General features: G+C 42.7%; 11 protein-coding genes. 1 reads left to right on the top strand and 10 read right to left on the bottom strand.

The annotated features are described in order from the left end of the window. Positions 1-25: 25 nt before the first annotated feature. The 4 genes from BUC20_RS01700 to BUC20_RS01685 form a co-directional block, all read right to left on the bottom strand. Positions 26-1,636, bottom strand: coding sequence for a SusD/RagB family nutrient-binding outer membrane lipoprotein (locus BUC20_RS01700; RefSeq protein ID WP_084528449.1), 1,611 nt, complete (start codon positions 1,634-1,636; stop codon positions 26-28). Between the two features lie 31 nt (positions 1,637-1,667). Then, entirely contained in the window at positions 1,668-5,018 is a 3,351-nt protein-coding gene (locus BUC20_RS01695) for a SusC/RagA family TonB-linked outer membrane protein (RefSeq protein ID WP_159441032.1), read from the bottom strand. Between the two features lie 285 nt (positions 5,019-5,303). Continuing rightward, positions 5,304-6,488, bottom strand: coding sequence for a FecR family protein (locus tag BUC20_RS01690; protein ID WP_073226588.1), 1,185 nt, complete (start codon positions 6,486-6,488; stop codon positions 5,304-5,306). A gap of 70 nt (positions 6,489-6,558) precedes the next feature. Next, complete coding sequence (locus tag BUC20_RS01685; protein WP_073226585.1) at positions 6,559-7,149, bottom strand: RNA polymerase sigma factor; 591 nt, start codon at positions 7,147-7,149, stop codon at positions 6,559-6,561. A 345-nt stretch (positions 7,150-7,494) separates the two neighbouring features. On the opposite strand from BUC20_RS01685, the gene BUC20_RS01680 reads away from it, so the two are divergent. Next, complete coding sequence (locus BUC20_RS01680) at positions 7,495-9,315, top strand: MutS-related protein (protein ID WP_143166669.1); 1,821 nt, start codon at positions 7,495-7,497, stop codon at positions 9,313-9,315. Positions 9,316-9,330: 15 nt separating this feature from the next. Here the strand turns inward: BUC20_RS01680 and BUC20_RS01675 are convergent, their stop codons facing one another. The 6 genes from BUC20_RS01675 to BUC20_RS01650 all read right to left on the bottom strand — a co-directional run bounded on the left by BUC20_RS01675 (position 9,331) and on the right by BUC20_RS01650 (position 20,168). Further along, positions 9,331-10,149: a hypothetical protein gene (locus BUC20_RS01675; protein ID WP_073226579.1), complete on the bottom strand. Its 819-nt coding sequence runs from the start codon at positions 10,147-10,149 to the stop codon at positions 9,331-9,333. 101 nt (positions 10,150-10,250) lie between these two features. Beyond that, entirely contained in the window at positions 10,251-11,252 is a 1,002-nt protein-coding gene (locus tag BUC20_RS01670; RefSeq protein ID WP_084528448.1) for a TolB family protein, read from the bottom strand. A gap of 35 nt (positions 11,253-11,287) precedes the next feature. Continuing rightward, complete coding sequence (locus BUC20_RS01665) at positions 11,288-12,937, bottom strand: beta-N-acetylhexosaminidase (protein ID WP_073226577.1); 1,650 nt, start codon at positions 12,935-12,937, stop codon at positions 11,288-11,290. Positions 12,938-12,948: 11 nt separating this feature from the next. Next, the gene (locus BUC20_RS01660) at positions 12,949-15,474 is read right to left on the bottom strand and encodes a family 20 glycosylhydrolase (protein WP_073226575.1); all 2,526 of its coding nucleotides are present in this window, start codon (positions 15,472-15,474) and stop codon (positions 12,949-12,951) included. A gap of 20 nt (positions 15,475-15,494) precedes the next feature. After that, complete coding sequence (locus tag BUC20_RS01655; RefSeq protein ID WP_073226572.1) at positions 15,495-16,973, bottom strand: RagB/SusD family nutrient uptake outer membrane protein; 1,479 nt, start codon at positions 16,971-16,973, stop codon at positions 15,495-15,497. 9 nt (positions 16,974-16,982) lie between these two features. Beyond that, complete coding sequence (locus BUC20_RS01650) at positions 16,983-20,168, bottom strand: TonB-dependent receptor (protein ID WP_073229359.1); 3,186 nt, start codon at positions 20,166-20,168, stop codon at positions 16,983-16,985. Between the last annotated feature and the right edge of the window lie 148 nt (positions 20,169-20,316).

Here is a 20,316-nt window from a genome sequence, read left to right as displayed (position 1 = left end):
CACTCATTTAATGATTCAAATCCTGTTATTTATCCCACCACACCCTTTTGCCCAGATCCAGGTCGTTTCCACCCAAACGTGACACGGCTTCATTGTAATTGGCTGCATTGTATGAAGCCTCCCTGTTCGGATAATTCAGTCGCCTGGGAATGATTCCATTGGTACGATTGCCCGGGTAATTGACCGGTGTCAGTACCGGATAACCACTGCGACGGTAATTGGCCCATGTCTCCGGAAAATTGAATAATGTGGCTACCCAATACTGGGTGTTGATCATCTCCAGCGATTTCTCCAGACTGCTTTCGTCCAAAGGATGTGTACCGGCAAAGGTTTCCACTTCTGTCCCCATCGTTAACATTCCATTGAGCTGTTCCAGGGATTTCATCGCAGCGGTAAGCCCATTTTTGTAATGTTCTTTTGCTGAAGTTGCACCCACATTCCAGCCTCTTGCCTTTGCTTCGGCCAGCAGCAATTCAGTTTCCGCATAAGTGATCACAAATGCAGGGAAAGTCGGTTGTGCAAACACCTTCGTTAAAGGTCTGGCGTAATTCCCTAAGGGCGAAGCATTGTTGCCTTTACCCGTTGCGCCCGGATAACCCGGAGCAGTCTCTATGCTTCTCACCCCATTGATGTCATAACCATTAGGCATCCCTACCGGTACTTCGTTTATTTTTCCTGCAGGAGCAGGTTTGGTTTGAGTATATCCAAAGGCAGGTCTGGTCAAATCGTTGTTAAACACCATTCCTGTATCCGCTTTTTCTGTAATCACATATAGTCTTGGATCATTGTTGTTTTTCAGAAAATCGATAAATGTTTTAGACCACCTCACCTGTCCGAAAGTAACGGCATCGCCAAACCAGGAGTTTGCTGATTTGTTTTTACGTTCTTCAGCAGTACCGTTAAACTTCAATATGGCATTGTCTGTAAAATCCTTAAAAGTCTTATCCCTGGTTTTCTCCGCATAACTGCGTGCCATATCAGGATCTGCTTTGGTCAGGCGCATCGCTACTCTCAGCATTAAAGAATAAGTAAAGCGGCTCCATTTATCGATGTCACCATCATAAAACAAATCCCCGGCTACCTTTCCTTTAGTTTTATCCAGTTTTCCTGCCGCGTCTTCCAGCGTAGCCAGCATGTCTTTATAAATGTCGGCCTGCAAGTCATACTTCGGATAAAGCGTCCCGTTCTTTTGTGAATAAGGGATATCACCGTAAGTATCAGTAATGCGCTGCATGGCCATCACCCGCATAATACGGCTCAGCTGGATCAGGTTCGCATATTTCAAAGGATCTTTCTTTTCTGCAAGCTCCTGTGCTTCGGCAAATAAACCAGCTGCAGTTTGTCCATCTGCAAAAAAGCGGTCGTTATACGAGAACAGCTGTGAGCTGTACTTATCCCCTGCACTGTAGGAAGTCTGTGTGGCCGTCGAAGCCAGCACCTGCATCATTGGTGCCAGTTCGTATAATTGAAATTCTGTAATGTTTCCATAATTCAGCTGCCCTGAAGTGAGCAGGTAATTCGGATCCATATTTCCCTCATTGGCTTTTGTAGGATCCCGGTTCAATTCCTCAAAACCTTTAGTACAACCAATGGTCAGGATTGCCATCAGGCATAAATAAAAAGCTATCTTCTTCATCTTTATATTTTTTAACTTTTTCGCAGTTATACTATTTAAGTTTAATGTTCAGACTCAGTCCGTAATTACGTGTCTGCGGCAATCCGGCACCTTCCAATCCTGCATTTCCCGTAAGTGAGGAGAAAGTATCTTCAGGATCAAAGTTTTTGGTGTGCTTCATTAACGTAAACAGGTTGCGTGCAGCAAAGCTGATGTTTACCGAAGCCAGAGGACTGTTCTTTAACACATTGGCTGGCAATGTATAACCGAATACCACCTGACGTAATTTGATAAAGCTGCCATCATATACCGTAACTGAAGAAACATTTTTCACCAGTCCAGGGTAATAATCCTGTGCAGATACCACTTTGGAATTTTCTTTTCCCTCTTCGGTTACTCCTTTCACTACAATTCCCGTTTCCCGGCCTTCCAATGTGTTTTTGTTCAAACCATAATAAGTACTCAGGAAATCTGTTGCCGAAAGCACTTTACTGCCAAAACGGTAATCAACCAGGAAGGAAAAGTTAAAGGCTTTATAGGTAAAGTTATTATTTAGACCACCATAGTATTTAGGTAATCCTGAACCCATTGGCTTAAAACCCCCTCTTACCGGAATGCCATCAATTCCCACTACGATATTACCATTGGCATCATATTTATAATCGTAAGACATGATCTGGGCAAGCGGTAAACCTACTACCCCATACACGCCTGAACCATTAGAGTAAGGTCCCACTGTAGGCCTGTACTGCCCTTCGTTTGCGTTCTGGATTCTCGTTGCTACTCCATCAATGTTCAGCAGTTTATTCTTTACCAGTGAGAAATTAAAGGAAACGTCCCAACTAAAGTCGCTGCGTTGAAATGGGGTACCATTAAGGGTGAGTTCCAGTCCTCTGTTTTGAGTAGATCCCAGGGGAATATAGGTAGATAAATACCCACCTGAAGCCTGACTAATCTGTTGCGAAACCAGCTCATCTTTCGTTTTACGTGAGAAATAAGAGGCCACCAAACCAAGTCTGCCATTGAATGCTTTTAGTTCCAAACCTGCTTCCAGTTCCTGCATCGTATACGGATTCAGGTTCTCCGGCAATATTTCGGTGGCCAGATTTACATAAGGTTTCCCCTCCGTAGTTCCGGTGGCGATGGTATAATATTTTGAATTTTTAAAAGGCAAGGCCTCCCCACTTGTTTTCGCATAAGCCAGTCTTAGTTTTCCTAAAGTCAGCTCCGGAATTTCCACCAGATTGCTAAAGATAAAACTTGCACTAACTGAAGGGGTGAATATCCCTTTGGTGGTGGTACTAAACCGGTCATACCTTCCTGTATTGCTGATGGTCAGGTAGTTTTTATAGGTAAAATCCAGGGTATAATAAGCCGAATTGGTTTGTAACCTGTTTGGCGAGGGATATAAAGGGTTTACAATCGTCAGGTTGGAAGGATCATAAAAATAAGGGATTTTCCATTGTGAGCCCGATACGCCTACTTTTTCAAAATTAAACTTACGGATATTTCCACCCACCGCTGCATCCATGCTCAGGTCCGGGAATAGCTTTTTAGTATATCCTGCCAATACATCCACGTTCAGTTCGGTCGTTGTTGCATCAGACAGTTCTTCCAGTTGCCCGTTTGGATTATAGCCGATTCCTGTAGGTTCGATCTTTTGTGTATGATCGGCAGTATAATCGTAGCCCAGACGAGTCTGCACATACAGTTCAGGTGTAAAATCATACCTCAATGCGGTTGAGGAGATCAAACGTTTTCTCCGTGTATTTGCAATTACTTTATCCACCACAAACCATGGATTGGGGATGTAGCCACCATTTCCAAGGTGATTTTCATTGCCTGTAGCAGGGTCGTAAATGAGTTTTAAATAGTCAGGGTTAACATTTGCCGGCAAAAGTCCCATGGTAAAATTGGGGTTCCGGCTCATGTCGCCCAGGTTAGACCTGAGCTTTACATCTTCATTTAAGAAGTTCAGCATCGCTGTAAGTTTTAACTTGCTGATGAGCTCCTGGTTGATGTTTAAATTACCTGAATAACGTTTCAGACCGCTATTCGGAATCACCGACTGGTTATCGGATTGTGAAAGGGACATGCGCATATTTCCTTTTTCCCAGCCACCTAAAAAGGCCAGGGTATTTGAAAATACGGCTCCATTCCTGTAAAATTTATCCAGTTGATTTTCCACTGCCGAGTAAGGGTGCATCTGTCCATCCTGTCCGATTGCCGGCTCTCCGGTCAGTTTTGCTCCCCAGCTGTTTAAACTGGCAGCTACAAGATCAGCACCTGTTAAAGGGATTTTTCCGTTCAGGCCCTGCCCATATGCTTTTTGATAATCGGTATTGTCGACAATGCTGTTCAAGCTAAAGTTCCCGCTATATTCTACACCGATTCCCTTTTGTCCCTTTCCGTTTTTAGTGGTAATCTGCACCACACCATTTGCCGCTCTTGTTCCGTACAAGGCAGAGGCTGCAGATCCGTTCAGCACCGTTACGGTTTCAATGTCATCGGGATTGATGCTTGATATTCCATCTCCCATATCCTGACCACCGTATACCCCTGGAGAACCCTTTTGGGTATTGTCCATCGGTACGCCATCAATCACAAATAAAGGACTTGAGGAAGAGGAAAAATTAGAAACCCCTCTGATCAGAATCCTGGCTGATGAACCGGGTCCGCTATTTACCCCGCTTACATTTAAGCCAGCCACCCGGCCGGTTAAGCTGTTCGCTACATTGGGTTCTTTAGCCTGGTTCAGCAGGTTTCCGTTTACATTGGTTACGGCATATCCCAGTTTTTTATTGTCTTTACTGATCCCAAGGGCTGTCACCACCACTTCTTTCAGTTGCCCGAGGTCTTCGAGTAATACAATGTTAATGAGTTTACGGTTGTTCACCTGCTCTTCAATGGGCTTAAAGCCGATATAAGAAAACATCAGAACGCTCTCTCCTTCTGCCAGGATCTGATAATTACCATTTCCATCGGTAATGGCCACTTTCCCTGTTGACTTCACCTTAACGGTTGCACCAGGAATGGGCATTCCTTTATCATCGGTTACCTTTCCTTTAATCTCGATTTGTTCTTTAACCGCAAGGTTCAATTCGGTTTCCGTCTTTTCCTGGACGATAATGGTTTTGTTTTTAATCACAAAACTTAATCCCTGTCCTTCCAGAACTTTATCCAAAGCCTGTGTTAAGTCTGCATCTTTAATATTCAGACTTACCGGCTGAGCTCTTTTTAACAAGGTTTGGTTCCAGATGACATTGTAGCCTGTCTGCAGGCGGATCTTTTTAAATACCTGTTCCAGTGAGGCTTTTTTTTCCTGAAGGGTAACTTTCTGGGCCCTTGCTGCAAGCGACAGTTGCAAAAAGACGGTGATCATTAAAACAAAGGCTAGTTTCATAATCAGCAATAATTTGGGTACATGGCTTTTCAGCCCATGCACTAAGTGATGGTAAAAGTTCATACATTTGGTTAGGGTTAAAACGGTTGTCCCTGAATTTTCAAGGATTGCAGGACAATTCGTTAATTGTTTAATAGACAATGCTCTGTTTAACCGGGATCAGTTGCGCAACACCTGGTTCCGGTTTTCCAGATACTTAGTTTCTTTTTCTTTGTGGATGTGGTTCGTTCATTTGGTTAGGTTTGGTTTATATTGGTTTTTGTTAATTCAAAGTCTGATCAGGAGTTAGTCTGTCAAAGGGCTTACAATTACCTTATTTCCTGCTGTCTTAAAGCTGATTTTTCCGGCGAGTGCCAGCACATCCAGTACTTCTTTAATGTTGGTGAATTTAGATACACTTCCTCCGATCACTACCGCAGAAAAATCGCCTTTGTATTCCACTTCTACATTGTACCATCTGGACACTTCTTTCATCACATGGCTAAGTGGTTCATTGTTAAACATAAATAATCCGTTTTTCCAAGCTATTGCCTGTTCAGTGTCCACATTTTTGAGGGTAAGTGCTGTTGCAGATAAGCTGGCCTGCTGGCCCGGTTTAAGAATCGCACCATGGGGGGTCAGCAATCCCGAAACACGGACCAGCCCTTCCAGCAAAGTCGTTTTCGTATTATTCTCATCGCGATAAGCATTCACATTAAAATGTGTACCCAATACTTCTACTTTCTGCCCGCTACTGGATACGATAAAAGGCATTTTTATGCCTTGAGTTTTCAATTTGGCCACTTCAAAATATGCTTCTCCGCTCAACTCCACTTTTCTTTCTTTTTTATCCGCAAAGGTTACCGGAAATTTCAGCTTTGTTTCGGCATTGAGCCAAACCTTTGAACCATCAGGAAGGTTGATCTGGTATTGTCCGCCTCTGGGTGTTTCAATGGTATTGTATAGATTTCCTGGTTTAACAGATTGCTGCTCTGCAATCGTATAAATGAGTTGTCCGTTTTTCGTTTTGGTAATAGTGATCCCAGCCTGACTCGCCAGCTCACCATTCGCCGCATCATTCAGCGAAATTCTGGAACCATCGGCAAGTGTCAGGAAAGCCCTGTTACCACCCGGTTTAATCTCCGTTTGCGCCATATCCGTAGTTACCGGTACTTTAGTATGCTCTGTATTAAAGAAATATAAAGCAACCCCCATCACCAGTATCACGCTGGCAGCAGCAGCGATGCGTGGCCAAAGTGATGTTTTAGCAACTGGTTTTAAGCGTTCATGCCTGAAACCATGCTCAGACAGGCTGCCTTCAATAGCATTCCACATCAGGTCCAGATTAGGGTCTAAGTCTGCCGGATCAAATGAAGATTGTTGTTCATTGGCATAGTTGAGGTACCAGGCATTCAGAAAAGCACTTTCTTCTGCTGTAAGTGTTCCGTTTTTATATTTTTCAATCAATATGGATATCTCTTTTTCTGACATATAGGAATGCTTATATACTGCTAAGACAGCTGATCAGGAAGAAAGAGGTAGATGGAATTGAAATTTATTTTTAGTACTGATTCCAGAGGACCAGCATAAAGGAAATGACCTTAAGTTTTAACCTCAGGATCTTTAGCGCATACACAATTTGTTTTTTAACCGTTTCTTCCGCAATGCCCATTCTTTCCGCGATTTCCTTATTGGAGAGCTCTTCCCTTCTGCTCAGCACAAAAACCTCCCGCATACGCGCCGGCAGATTCTGTATCTCTGCTTCGATCAGCTGAGCCAGTTCCTTTTCCTGAAGTGCAAGGTCAGTACTGAAACTCCCCACATTGTAAATGCGCAGCATCGACTGCATGTGTTTTTCTACATGCTTCTGGTGCAGCAGTAAATTGAGAATTTTATGTTTAACGGAACTGAAGAGGTAAGATTTTAAAGAAGTACTCACCCGAAGTTCTTCTTTTTTAATCCAGATCGTGGTAAATATTTCCTGCACGATGTCCCTCGCCTGCTCATCATCCTGCAGCATACGACGTGCATGTAAAAAAAGGACTGTCTTGTACCGTGAGTAGATTTCAGCAAAGGCCAGTTCATCCCCTGTTAAAAGACACGCTACTAAATTACTGTCGTTTAAGGCGCTGTACTGACCGTTATTCTTCAAGGGTTTGTTGGGTAAAGGTCCCGAAAGCTATACATTTTTTTTAGAAGTGCATAATCAGGCTTTGTTAAAAGAAGCAACAAGCAGTCAGATTATACCGGAAGAATCATCCTTAAACTCAATATTAACTAAACTATAACACTAATTAACATTCATTAACACTGCATACGGGAAATTCCATGTTACATTTGAGTGCAAATAAGTCCTTATGGGCGTATTTCGTTTCGAATCGGTAGTAGCATAGCTTCTACCGATTTTTTTTTACTTATATTGAAACAAAACCTCTTCCATCTGATCAAAACATCCCCGCAACCGAATGCGGCCAGGGAATTAGCTAATGAGACCAAAATGAATCAAACGAAACAGGAACGAATCGGCCTATACGAAAGCAACATCAATGACTACAACACAAAAATAAAACTACTGGAAATCAGCATCAACAGGCTATCCACACTTCGTTTAATATTTGTTTTAATTGCGGGATTCGCATTCTATCAAACCCTTGGTTACAAAGATGTGTTTTTGTCACTTTTTTCCATTTTCGCAGCGATAATTCTGTTTGCATTTTTAATAAAGCTCCAATCAACGCGCATCAACAAGAAGAATCATTTCCTTGACTTTAAGCGCATTAACGAAAATGAGCTGAACATGATCCTGAACAATCAAAACTTCTATGATAACGGGAGTAAATGGATTGATGACAGCCATCATTATTCTTCAGACCTGGATCTATTTGGAGAGCAATCGTTATTTAACCTGGTAAACAGGTGTTCTACATTGCAGGGAAACGCTGTATTAGTCAACATGATGAAAAACAATGAACCTATCGCTGCAAATGAGATCAGGGAAAAGCAAAAGGGGCTGAAAGAATTGTCAGATCTTGTCGAATTCAGACAGAACTTTCAAAGTTTTTTGCTTTTCACAAAAGACTCAGGCGAAGACTATATCTCGAAATTGGTGACTTACTCAAAGGCGGCACCTGTTCTCATCAGCAGAAACTATATCATCTATATCAAAGTGCTTACCCTTCTCATTGGTCCTCTCCTGGCAGGTGCCATATTTGTTCCTGAGCTTAGAATCTTACTGCTGATCACCCTAATTGCAAACACCATCATTTGCATGCTAAAGTCTAAAGTAATCAGGAAAACTGCGCAGCAAATCCTTGGCATGGAACAGGCGTTGATGCAATTCAAAAAAATATTTGAAAGTATTGAAACTCAAAATTTCAAAACCAGCTATTGTGTTCATCTGGTAAAAAACATTACCGATAAAACCTCAGGTTCTTTTTCTTCCACCTTTGCGCAATTATCACATTTGGTTAGCAGGTTTTTAAAATCAGACAACCCTTTCGGAACGATCATTTTAAACGGACTCTTTCTTTGGAATGTTAAAAGTACCTATATGGCCGACGAGATTAAAAGAAAACACCTTGGACAGGTTGATCAGGCTTTAGCTACCCTGGCTCAACTGGAAGCGCATCTGAGCCTTTCCATACTGTATTTCAATAATCCTGACTGGGCCATTCCGGAGGTAACAGAAGAAGAAGCTTACACCTATGATGTGGTCAGTATAGCACATCCACTAATAGAAGAGAAGAACAGAGTAACAAACTCATTTTCAATCACAAATGAAAGAAAAATAGACATCATCACGGGTTCTAATATGGCTGGAAAAAGTACGTTCTTACGTACCCTTGGAATCAATGCCGTCCTGGCATTTTGTGGGGCACCTGTATGTGCAGCGCAGATGAAAATTTCAAATTTCAGAATCTTCACCTACATGAGAATTAAAGATTCGCTTCATAAAAACACCTCTACTTTTAAAATGGAAATAGACCGTATAGAAGAGCTTCTGAAATTAATTCAGCATACAAAAGTCTATTTTCTAATTGATGAAATGCTACGGGGAACAAATTCACTGGATAAATTCAGAGGATCAAAGGCATTGATCAACAGACTGATCAGAGATAACAGTTCAGGCATTATCGCTACACATGATCATCAGCTCACCACGCTGGTTAATGAATATCCCAACTATTTAAGAACCCATTATTTTGATGTGATGATCGATCAGGGAGAAGCGATGTTTGACTATACCTTAAAACCTGGCGAATGTCGCAACTACAATGCTTCATTCATGCTGGAACGAATCGGTTTAACTATCGATTAGATCAGCAAACAATTGCTATTTAGTAACGATAGGATGATCCGCTACTGAAAACTGATTGATTTCTTTAACCTGGAATAAAGTAGTATCTATCCTTTCTGATTTGAATAACGCATTTAAACCACGTACAGACTGATTAAATTCCGACAGACTTAAATTCTGCTTCTGATTGTCCAGGTCATAGCTGATCATATAAAAATGAAATCCTTTAACCTCCCTTAAAAAGGGAATTGTACCTATTAAATTAGCGTTATTTGACAACTCATTTTTCAAATTATTCATCTTGCCCAGACCAAGCCCCCATGAAGAAACAAACTGCTCTTTTACAGGACTTTTAGAACCACCACCTGATGTATCATTTGAAATGCCATTTTCCGTATCCCGGCAGAAAAACCAGAGACGTTTTTCTGTTTGAAGCTGATTGTAAACCAGGCTTTGTTTTACGCGGTATACTTCCCGGTTACCCGTCTTTAAAAGTATCTGAAAGCCCAAAGAATCTCTTTTTTTAATGAAGTTCTCAAAATCTACAAGGTCCAGTACCGTACCGGAAATCCCGTACTCAACCCCAACACGGTCATATTCTGGTATCCAAATCGCCTGAGCATCGGGATCATTTGTATACAGGTAAATTGTCCCCTGCTCTTTGAGCAAGCTATCGATCACCATTCTGGCCTGATCTTTTTTCTTTTGAATAGCCCCTACCATTTGGCTGATCTGTTTTGCAGGTTCAGCTCTGAGCAGCCCAAACTGATATCTTAGAAAAATCGTCCCCAAAACCGCCAGCAGAATGATGACTATCCCTGAAGCACTACGATAAAATGGTTTCTCTTTCCTCATATCAATTGATCCGAACTTCTTTTACCACAAAAATAGCTTAATAAAAACAAAAGACCATTTAACAATGCCAATCCAAAATCGGGATTGGCATTGTACCAGGGTTAATGACTGTTATAACAAGCGCCCAGCTCATTAACTGAGCTGTTAATGCCCGTATGATAATCGCTTAGAGAATGGATCTCTCCTGTGGTAATGTTGGCAATATACAAGTCGTAAAGACCAGATCCCCCGGTCTTTGTACTCGACAGGATCACATGGTTTGGACCACATGGAAAGGCATCTGAATAATCTGCGGTCGAAGTATTGAATGGCAAACGAACAGGTGCTGTCCCATTGAAGTTTCCTAAATACACCTGATCATGACCATTCCCTGCGCTAAACCACCTGGAATACAGATATTTATTCGCCCCCCAGACAATGGGATAATACTCCTGAATATTTGCAGCATTGGCCAATGCCACCTTACCCGTTCCATTGATGTTAATTTTGTAAATATCAGAGCCACTACCTGCCCCCTGAGCAAAGATCAAAGCGGTCGCATCGTCCGAATAATAAGGCATTCCTTCTTCAATTGAAGCAGTAGAAGTAACCATATTGGTTATCGTACCGTTCAATTCCATGATGCGCAAATCGTTATCCTGTTTAAAGGCAATCCGATAACCGTTGGGCGAGAATTTAGGGTCTTCATCTCTTTTACCGTTTCCTGCAGTCAGGTTTACCGGAGCACTTGATGAACCTACATCCCAGATAAAGATGTCCCAATCGCCAGAGCCTGCCGGTTGTGCCATAAAGACCATTTTACTGGCATCTTCATTAAAATGTCCATTCATTGCATAATCCAGATTCCAGTTCTGGCTCACCCAGGTCAGGCTGTTTGTCGTAAAATTATAGATATACAGACGGGTATCTGCGCATCCATAACATTCATACCTATGGAAAACCAGTTTACCGGTTACCGCAGGCAGAGCAGCAGCAGAGACCTTCTCTGCACTTGTTTTGCGCTCTGCTTTGACCGCACTTGAATCTCCTTCCTTTTTACAGGAAAATAAAAGAACAACAGATGCCAGCAACAGCATCGATAAAAGTTTACTTGAATTTTTCATACTTAATTTGGTTAGGTTGATAAAATCTTCTTAATCTATTTTGTAAATCCGGGTACTTTGTATCGAACTCCCTCCTTGTCCATGGTTTTCAAATGCGTTTTCAATCGCTGGACAAAGGAATTCATCTCCCTCCTGTTGTTAGCCCATACCAGCTCTGCGAAAGCCTGTAACCTGGGGTAAACATAATATTCAAATGCAGCTTCAGAAGGGATGTTTTCCGTAAACACACAAGCCTGATACCCATCAATCCTGTCATCAAACAGATTCCCGAATCTCTGCGCAGGCGAAAAATTATATAAAGTACTGATTGCCTCATCAGAAGGCGTGCTGCTTAGATAGAACCAGGTCCATGGGGTCATGATAAATCTATTGCCATTGGCCAGTGCCCTATTCGGTGTAATCCAGTCCCTCCAATAAGTAACTGGCACATCCGGATTTACCCCAACCTCAGTGGCATCATCCCAGACCATCGCTTTCCGTCCTTTACTTTGCAGGTAATTCTGCAGGTTTGTGATCAAAAGTTTCTGGATCTGACCAACATTACTGAGGTTATTACTACGCATGTATTGCGCGCATTCCGGACTCGATTCCCAGGTGGTCTTATCTACCTCATCATTTCCGATGTGGATGTATTTAGAAGGAAAAATAGCCATTAGTTCATCCAGCACATCATAGGCAAACTGCATCACATCAGGTTTACATGGACAAATGGGCCATGAAAATTCTTTTCCCCAACCCGCAGCATTAACCGAAGACAACCATGGATAGGCCTTAATTGCTGCGTACATATGTCCTGGCATATCTACTTCCGGAATCACCTCCACATAATTTGAGGCCGCATAGGCAACGATCTCTTCTAAATCCGCCCTCGTATAAGCAGCCTTGTAAACTTTCTGCCCGTTGCTGGTGCTGACAAACCTGTTGTCTATTGTGTAAATGGGATTGGATTTAGCCCTTTCGATGTTCTCCAGATCGTATTCATTAAATGGTCTGCTGCTCCCTTCTGTAATTAAACCAGGGTATTTCGGGATCGGTATTCTCCAGCCCTGATCATCGGTCAGATGCAGGTGCAAACGATTTAACTTATATAAAGCCATCCAGTCTATCAGCTTCTTTACATAGTCTTTCGTATAAAAATTCCTCGCCACATCCAGATTAAAAACACGCCATTCGTAGGAAGGCTTATCTTTTATGACCACAGCTTTCAGCGTGATTTTCCGGCCTGCCTTATCCTGACTGGCCGTCCACAGGTATTGCCTCAAAGTCTGAATGCCATGAAAAACAGACTCCTTATTCCGACCTGTAATACTTATCTTATCCTTGTTAATGGCAATCTCATAAGACGCCGGACTTAAGCCCGGATCCTCTTTCAACACAATCGCCTTTCCTGAAGCAGAAGCACTGACAATCAGACTAATTCCTGCCAATTGACTCAAGTCTTTATTTAACAGGTTTACTGCAGTAGCATACTGGCCATCCGCAACGATCTTCACCTCGTTGTCCAGCACAAACACTTCTTCTGCATAGGCTACCGATTGAGGTAAGGGAATAATGGCGTGGCTACCTGCTAAAGCAGGCTTCGGCTCTTCGGCTGCTGTTGCAGCAGCTTTTTTGCAGGAGTAAGTCTGGATCACCGCCAACATCAATAGTAAGGTCAGTGTCGTTTTTAAAATTCTCTCGATCATAATCGCGTTTTTTAGTTGAATTTTAGGGTAATGATGTCTCCAGCTCTCCCCCGACTGGTCATTACTTTGAATTGATAGGTTTTCTCTTTGTCCAGAATTATCGCCCCCTTGTATTTTGCCGAGGCTGCTGTTGGTGCTTTACCATCAGTCGTGTAAAAAATATCAGCTCCGGGGTATTCTGCATTACAGAATAATGATGCTCCCTCCAGCTTTATTCCCAGTGCAGGAAGTCGGTACCCGTAGCCGCCATTCAGCAGCTCTAATTTCGGCAGCTCATCCGTTCCAAGTTTCTTCATAAAGGCTGCATAATCTTTCGAAAAGTCTTCCCGGTTAAAATCTTCCCCTTTTTCCCAGGAATGTTCCGCTCCCCAGGCCCTTTCTGCCAGTGCGATGACACGAGGAAACAGCATATATTCCATTCTTTCCTGATCCGGGACCTTCTCCGTCCACAATGCTCCTTTTATGCCAATAAGGTTAGCCTTACCAAGTTCCGTTAGCCTTACTTTCTGATCAAAATAGCCGGGTGCCAGATCTGTACCACTATTGTTTTTAGAAATATTCAGGAAATAATTGGCCGGCAAAAAAGAATAAGCTTTCCTGATGTCTGTAAATCCAGCCCAGCTATGTCCGGGTTCTTCATAAACATCTGCCCATGCCAGGTCAAAATAGAAGTTGTTCGCACTGGTAAAAACAACCTTATAGCCTGCATTCGCCAACTTATAAGCCAGATCTTCCTGTCCATCTCCAACCAGGTTATTCCATACATCCAGCTGGATTCCCTGATCAGCCAAAGCCGGATTGACCTCCATTCCATTGCCTTTGTTCAGCATTCCCATTTCCTCCCAGCCCAGTAATTCCAAATCCTTTTCCTTACATAAATGCGCGATTTTCCGGATGTAATACGGCCAAATCTCATTTACTGAAGTCATTCCAAGGCTGTCAGACAAGCGTCTGATCTCCGGTGATTTTTCCCATACCCCTTTAGGCACTTCATCTCCACCCAGATGCACCCTCTTTAATGGCTTTCCTGCGGCAGCGTATATGTTTTTCATGGCTTCTAACACTGTGCTAATGAAACGGTAAGTAGAAGGCTTTGCCACGTTCATCACATTGTCATTCCAATTCTGAGCAGAGTTGTACACCGAGCGGTCCTCCAGATCATTTAACAGATACTCATTGGCTTCTATACGTTTACCCAGGGCCATATATTTCCGATAACGGGCTTCCATAGATTTGACTGCAGCTCTGGCATGCCCCGGTGTTTCCAGTTCAGGAATCACCTCAATATGCCGTGCCGCAGCGTATTTCAGTATTTCAATATAATCAGCTACCGAATAAAAAGACTGCTTTCCTTCTGCTCCTGAGCCATAAGCAGGCTGCAGGGAATTTCCAGTTGCAAAGCCGGCGTTTCTAATTCCGCCAACCTGTGTCAGTTCCGGTAAAGCCGGTATTTCCAAACGCCAGCCTTCATCGTCATTCAGGTGCAGGTGAAGGGTATTTAATTTGTACCTCGACATCACATCAATCACCTTCATCACTGAGGCTTTGGTTTGAAAATTCCTCGCCACATCCAACATCAGCCCTCTGTAAGCGAATCTTGGCTTGTCCAATATCCGCAGAAAAGGGATTTTAAGGGCTTGACGTTTTACAGTCCGGTTTTCCCCCGACAAGAGTGATTTAATCGTTTGAATGGCATAAAACACCCCCTTATTGCCCGACGCACTGAGTACAATTCCGTTTGCATCCACCAAAATCCGGTACTCCTCTTCCGCCAGTGACGCATCTTTAATGATGCTGATCCCCCTGGCAGGCTTGCGCTGCTGAGCTGCAGGTAGCACCATACCCGAAATTTGCTGAATGAAATCCCGGAAATACCGACCTTCCTGCTCAAAAGCTTTATCGGTATACAGCAGCGTTTGACTGCTCAGCTGATACGATCCTCTACCCGCTTTCCGGGACAGCACAGAGGGAATGCTCGTCTGTGGCTTGCTATTTTCCGCTAAAAGATTCAGCTGATATTGTTTGGCCAGTTTTTTCAGCAATTCATCATTTGCATAAACCGGCCTGATGATGGAAAAATCAGCGATGGTATAACCTTTAACCTCTTTTTCCTCCAGATAAGTCAAATACATCCCCGATGGTCCGTCTGAAAAATTAGGCAGACGGTCGTTGGTCATAAAATCCAGCACCAGCGAATCCCTGACAGCAATGGACAGGCTCTGATCTACAAAACCAAGCCTGTACAAATCCCCGTTTTTATGTTCAATTTTAAAGCGCTTATCCGCGTTTTCCGGGTTAATCTGCCGGATAAAATTGAACCACAAGCTCCATTTGTTACAGGGTATCGCCTCATCAGAAAGGTTGTACAAGGTTAGCCGGGAAACTTGTCCCGGGCTATCCTTGTCTGTTTTAATCAGTTGCCATTTGATGCCAAGCTTTTGATGAATATCCGCCGCTTTGCAAAAACAGGAGCAAAAGAGGATTGCACATACCGCAATTAGCTTATGTAATCCTTTTTCAGGAAAATAAGTTCTCATAAAGAATAAGATTTAGGTGTTTAGAAGCCTGGATTCTGTGTCAGATTTGGATTCCGGTTCATTTCTCCCTGAGGAACAGGCATTAATGATTTATTGTTGTTCATATTATAAATCATTTTTGTACTCGTTCCTGAGCAGGTTAGTTTAAACTCCTGTAAATTATTCATTGTACTGACCAGCTTTCCTGTCCTGATCAGGTCATCCCAACGGTATCCTTCCAGGGCAAGCTCCAATCGTCTTTCATTTAAAATGATGTCCCTCAGTTCCTGCTGGCTGGTAGTGGTAATGTCATCCAGATCCACTCTTTTTCTGATCGCATTTAAAGGTTCCAGTGCTTCCGCTCCTCTGTTCAGCTCATTCAGGGCTTCCGCTTTCAGCAGCAGAATATCATCATACCTTAACAGGTACACATGGTCTCCACTGGCCCAGGCATTGGCATGTCTGAATTTATAAGGGAAAGGTATTTCGCCCGATGTTGCACAAGGTTTCCAGAATTCGTCAGACCATTCCACCTCGTCCATTAAAATAGTAGCAGCCTTCCTTTGTTTATCTCCGGCAGCATCATAGGCTGCAATTAAGTTTTTCGAAGGAGTTACATATTTACGCCAGTCATCACCGGAAATGGAAGGTGGCAACAGCAATTGCGGGCCCCAGTTTGCTTCCGGAGTGTTTGCAATAAACTGCACCAGGAAAATCGTTTCCCGGGTATGGTAATTCAAGCCATCAAACAACTGGTCATAACTGTCATGCAGACCATAGCCCAGCTTCGCTACTTCATTACAATACTCCAGCACTTTAGTGTAATTGCGATCTGGTCGTTGTGCATAAACCTTGGCCAGCAATGCATATACTGCCCCTCTTGTTGCTTTAGACTTGCTCAGTGAGGCGCTTCCATATTCTGTTGGTAATGCCAGGGCAGCTTCCAGGTCCTCCACAATAAAATTATACACCTCTACATCCGAAGCTCTTTTAACGTTGGCCTGATCAGGCGTTATTTTTCCGAACTCTTTCACAATCGGAACACCTCCAAAGGCCCTTACCAGCTCAAAATAATAGAATGCGCGTAAAAACTTAGCTTCTGCAATGAGGTTGATCCTCCTGTTGTCCACATCCAGTTTAGGATCTTTGATTTCGGGAACTTTTTCTATGATCAGGTTCGCTTTTGCAATGCCATTGTACAATTGTTTCCAGGTGAGCAGGATTCTGGAATTTAAGGGCGATACAGAAACCTCATCATATTGATACAACTCCTGGGCATCACCACCTGCATAGGCGTTATCAGCGCGGACATCATACATCACAAAGTTTTCCCAGATAAAATAATCTGTATATAAAGTCTGATAAGCACCTATTAATGCCGCGTCTGCATCTGCTGCAGTATGGTAGGCATTTCCTGTAGTTGCATCGGATTCCGGGGCAACATCCAAAAACTTTTTACAAGAGCTTACTATGGTGGTTATGATCATTAAAAAGACCATAAATCTAAATTTCGTTTTCATAATATATACTTAGAAGGAAACGTTTAAACCAAAAATTACCTGACGGGACTGAGGATAAGAACCAAAATCTATCCCAAAAGCGCCATTGCCACTATAGGCACTGGCTTCCGGATCATAACCGGAGTAGTTGGTTACCGTAAGCAGGTTTTCCCCTGTCAGATAGACTGAAGCATTGGAAAGACCAAGTTTACCCAGCATTCTCTTTGGTAAGGAATACCCCAGTGTAACCGATTTTAACCGGGCATAAGAACCGTTCTCCACAAAGCGGGAAGAGATGTCAGAGTTCGTCACGTTCCCATAGATTGCCTTAGGGATGTCGGTGATCTGTCCAGGTGTTGTCCATCTGTCCAATACCGCAACAGACTGATTTCTGAAATCGTTCATCGCTTCTGTTTCTACTCTCGTGGCATTAAACACATCATTTCCCTGAACGCCCTGGATAAATACAGAAAGGCTCCAGTTTTTGTATCCGAAGGTATTCGTCAAGCCATAAGTGAATTTTGGATTGGGGTTACCGATCACTGCTTTATCAGCCGCATCTATCACCTGATCACCATTTAAATCCTGATAAATCATCATTCCTGTCTGCGGATCTACACCATTGGCGATATAGCCATAGAAAACACCTAATGGCAGGCCTTCTCTAATCAGCGAGGCTTCCTGACGTAAGGTAATAAAGCCGTCCAGGACATCCTGGTCGCCAATATAGCCGACTTTATTTCTGTTAAATGAAATGTTAAAATCGGTATTCCATTTAAAAGTTTTGGTGGTATTTTTAGAGCTGATTAAAAACTCCAGGCCTTTATTCTCTAAATTTCCGATGTTTTGTAATGCACCTGAGAAACCACTGGAAAGTGGAACAGGTTTATCCAGTAAGAGGTGTGAAGTTTTTTTCCGGTACGCATCAATGGTCAGGTTTAACCTGTTGCCAAATAAGGCCACATCAAGTCCGATATTGTTTTGTATCGTGGCTTCCCATTGCAGCAGTTTATTTTCCGGCGTAGAGGGAACGGTTCCCGAATGGACTTGTCCACCCTGTACAATATTGCTTCCGGTAGAGACCAGACCATACCAACCATAGGCACCGATTGCATCGTTACCCACACTACCCCAGGCATAGCGTATTTTTATGTCGTCAATTTGATCTACGTCTTTCAGGAAATTCTCTTTTGAGATTCTCCATCCTACGGACAAAGAAGGGAAATATCCCCAGCGGTGATCCGGTCCGAATACTGAGGATGCATCTGCTCTGAAGTTACTCGATAGTAAATATTTATCATCATAGGTATATCTTATTCTTGACAGTAAGGATAGGTTACTTCTCTGGCTTCTGGTTGCACTGGGCTTATCAAAAATGGATCCTCCATTTACCGTTTTCACTGCAGTACTACTGAATCCTTTAGACAGCATAGAACTGGACTCCCCATATTTTTTCTGAGAGGTAAATCCAGCCAATGCTTCAAAAGCGTGTTTTTCTTTAAAAATGGTTTTATACTCCAGGGTATTTTCCGATAACCAGTATTCACTTTGCTCCGTGGAGAAAGTAGCAATACCTCTATTTACCCGGCCCCAATCCGTTGAAAAAGGATCTAAGAAATAATTGTATTTACTATTGTAGTTATCATAACCAAACATGGTCCTGAATTTCAGGCCTTTTACAATGTTCACATTGGCATATATGTTCCCATAAAAGCGACTGTTATGGTATCCGTTTTCTGAACCATCGATGTAAGCGACCGGATTATTGAAAGACAAACGCAAAGGGTTTGCTGTAAAAGTTCCATCTTCATTATAGATGCCGATTACCGGCGGGGCTGTCAGCACATTCATGATCACTCCTGCATTGCCCGAACCCACATTATCTACGATGTTACGGTCAAACCAGCGGGCATAACTTACACTGGTCCCTACTGTCAGCACATCGTTGATCTTTTGATCAAGGTTGGTTTTAAAAGTTCCGCGTTGAACTGCATTTGATTTCACCACTCCCTGTTCGTTGGCATATGCTCCTGAGATGTAGTACTTCGTTTGCTCAGTCCCACCATCTACTGTTAACTGGTAATTCTGCAGGTTAGCTGTTCTGAAAACCTCATCATGCCAGTTGGTATTTGCCGTAAAATTATCCCAATTGGCCACCTGCCCAAGTTCATCCATTAAAGACAAGTACCCTGTCCTGTCCAATACCTTCAGTTTTTTACCTGTTTTACTTAATCCGCTATAAGCCGTAAAATTCAATCTTGCCTTTCCTACACTTCCTCTTTTTGTGGTAATCAATACCACTCCATTTGCACCGGAAGCACCATAAATGGCTGCAGAAGAAGCATCTTTCAATATGGAAATGCTTTCTATATCATTTGGGTTGATGTCATAGACCAGTTGTGTAGGCACTCCATCTATCACATATAGCGGTTCGCTCCCTGCGGTCACGGAGGTCGTTCCCCTCACCCGCATGCTAAAGCCTCCCTGTGGTTTCCCGGAGGGTCTTACAATTTGTACACCCGCTGCTTTTCCCTGCATGGAATAAGCCATATTGGTAGATGGCCTGTCTTCAAACTCTTCTGAAGTGATCACACTTACTGCACCCAGCACATCTTTCTTTTTTTGTGTTCCATATCCCACCACCACTACATCTTTCAATTGTTCCAATGACTCTTCCATCACAATTTTCAGGTTCTGTCCTGCGCTTACCTTTACCGTTTGCGTTTTAAAACCAACATAACTAAATGTCAACTCATCCGAAGATTGAAGGATCTCGATCACAAAAGTTCCATCTGAATCGGTTTTGGTTGCCTTTCCTGTAGATTTTGAAGTCACCGCTACACCAGGTAAAACGCCGCCGCTCACATCGGTGACCAGTCCTTTAATCAGCGCATTTTGAGTACCCGCAGCTGTTAACATACTTTTCTTATCATGGATGATGACATTCTTATCTTCTATCAGGTAAGTTAAGGGTAAGCTTTTCAGGCATTCCGCAATCGCAGTTTCCACGCTCACGTCCTTTATGTTTAAGGAAACAGAATATTGTCTTTTTATAATAGATGCATCACAGATCACATTGTACTGTGTCTGTCGCCTGATTTCGCGGAAAACAGACTCCAGAGAAGCCTCTTTCTTCGAAATGGTAACTTTCTGTGCAAATCCTGTGGCATAAGATTGAAAAAAAACTGCCAACATTAAAAACAATACAAGTCTCATAATCAGTAAATTACGCCAACTGAAGATTGCATGCAATTTTGCAATCCCCGGCAAAGGAGAAAAAATCATATTTTTGTTTGGTTTAGGTTAATACTAAAGATTGGTTAAGAACATTCGAGGTATTTCTAAGCTACATTTTCAATATCGC

The sequence above is a fragment of the Pedobacter caeni genome (assembly GCF_900129215.1).
GTDB classification, from domain to species: domain Bacteria; phylum Bacteroidota; class Bacteroidia; order Sphingobacteriales; family Sphingobacteriaceae; genus Pedobacter; species Pedobacter caeni.
Note: the sequence above shows the minus strand (reverse complement) of the source record. Positions and strands in the feature narration are given on the sequence as shown.

Excerpts from the sequence above, each read along its gene's own strand:
- BUC20_RS01700 (WP_084528449.1), bottom strand. The coding sequence starts at position 1,636 with ATGAAGAAGATAGCTTTTTATTTATGCCTGATGGCAATCCTGACCATT.
- BUC20_RS01695 (WP_159441032.1), bottom strand. The coding sequence starts at position 5,018 with ATGAAACTAGCCTTTGTTTTAATGATCACCGTCTTTTTGCAACTGTCG.
- BUC20_RS01690 (WP_073226588.1), bottom strand. The coding sequence starts at position 6,488 with ATGTCAGAAAAAGAGATATCCATATTGATTGAAAAATATAAAAACGGA.
- BUC20_RS01680 (WP_143166669.1), top strand. The coding sequence starts at position 7,495 with ATGAATCAAACGAAACAGGAACGAATCGGCCTATACGAAAGCAACATC.
- BUC20_RS01675 (WP_073226579.1), bottom strand. The coding sequence starts at position 10,149 with ATGAGGAAAGAGAAACCATTTTATCGTAGTGCTTCAGGGATAGTCATC.
- BUC20_RS01670 (WP_084528448.1), bottom strand. The coding sequence starts at position 11,252 with ATGAAAAATTCAAGTAAACTTTTATCGATGCTGTTGCTGGCATCTGTT.
- BUC20_RS01665 (WP_073226577.1), bottom strand. The coding sequence starts at position 12,937 with ATGATCGAGAGAATTTTAAAAACGACACTGACCTTACTATTGATGTTG.
- BUC20_RS01660 (WP_073226575.1), bottom strand. The coding sequence starts at position 15,474 with ATGAGAACTTATTTTCCTGAAAAAGGATTACATAAGCTAATTGCGGTA.
- BUC20_RS01655 (WP_073226572.1), bottom strand. The coding sequence starts at position 16,973 with ATGAAAACGAAATTTAGATTTATGGTCTTTTTAATGATCATAACCACC.
- BUC20_RS01650 (WP_073229359.1), bottom strand. The coding sequence starts at position 20,168 with ATGAGACTTGTATTGTTTTTAATGTTGGCAGTTTTTTTTCAATCTTAT.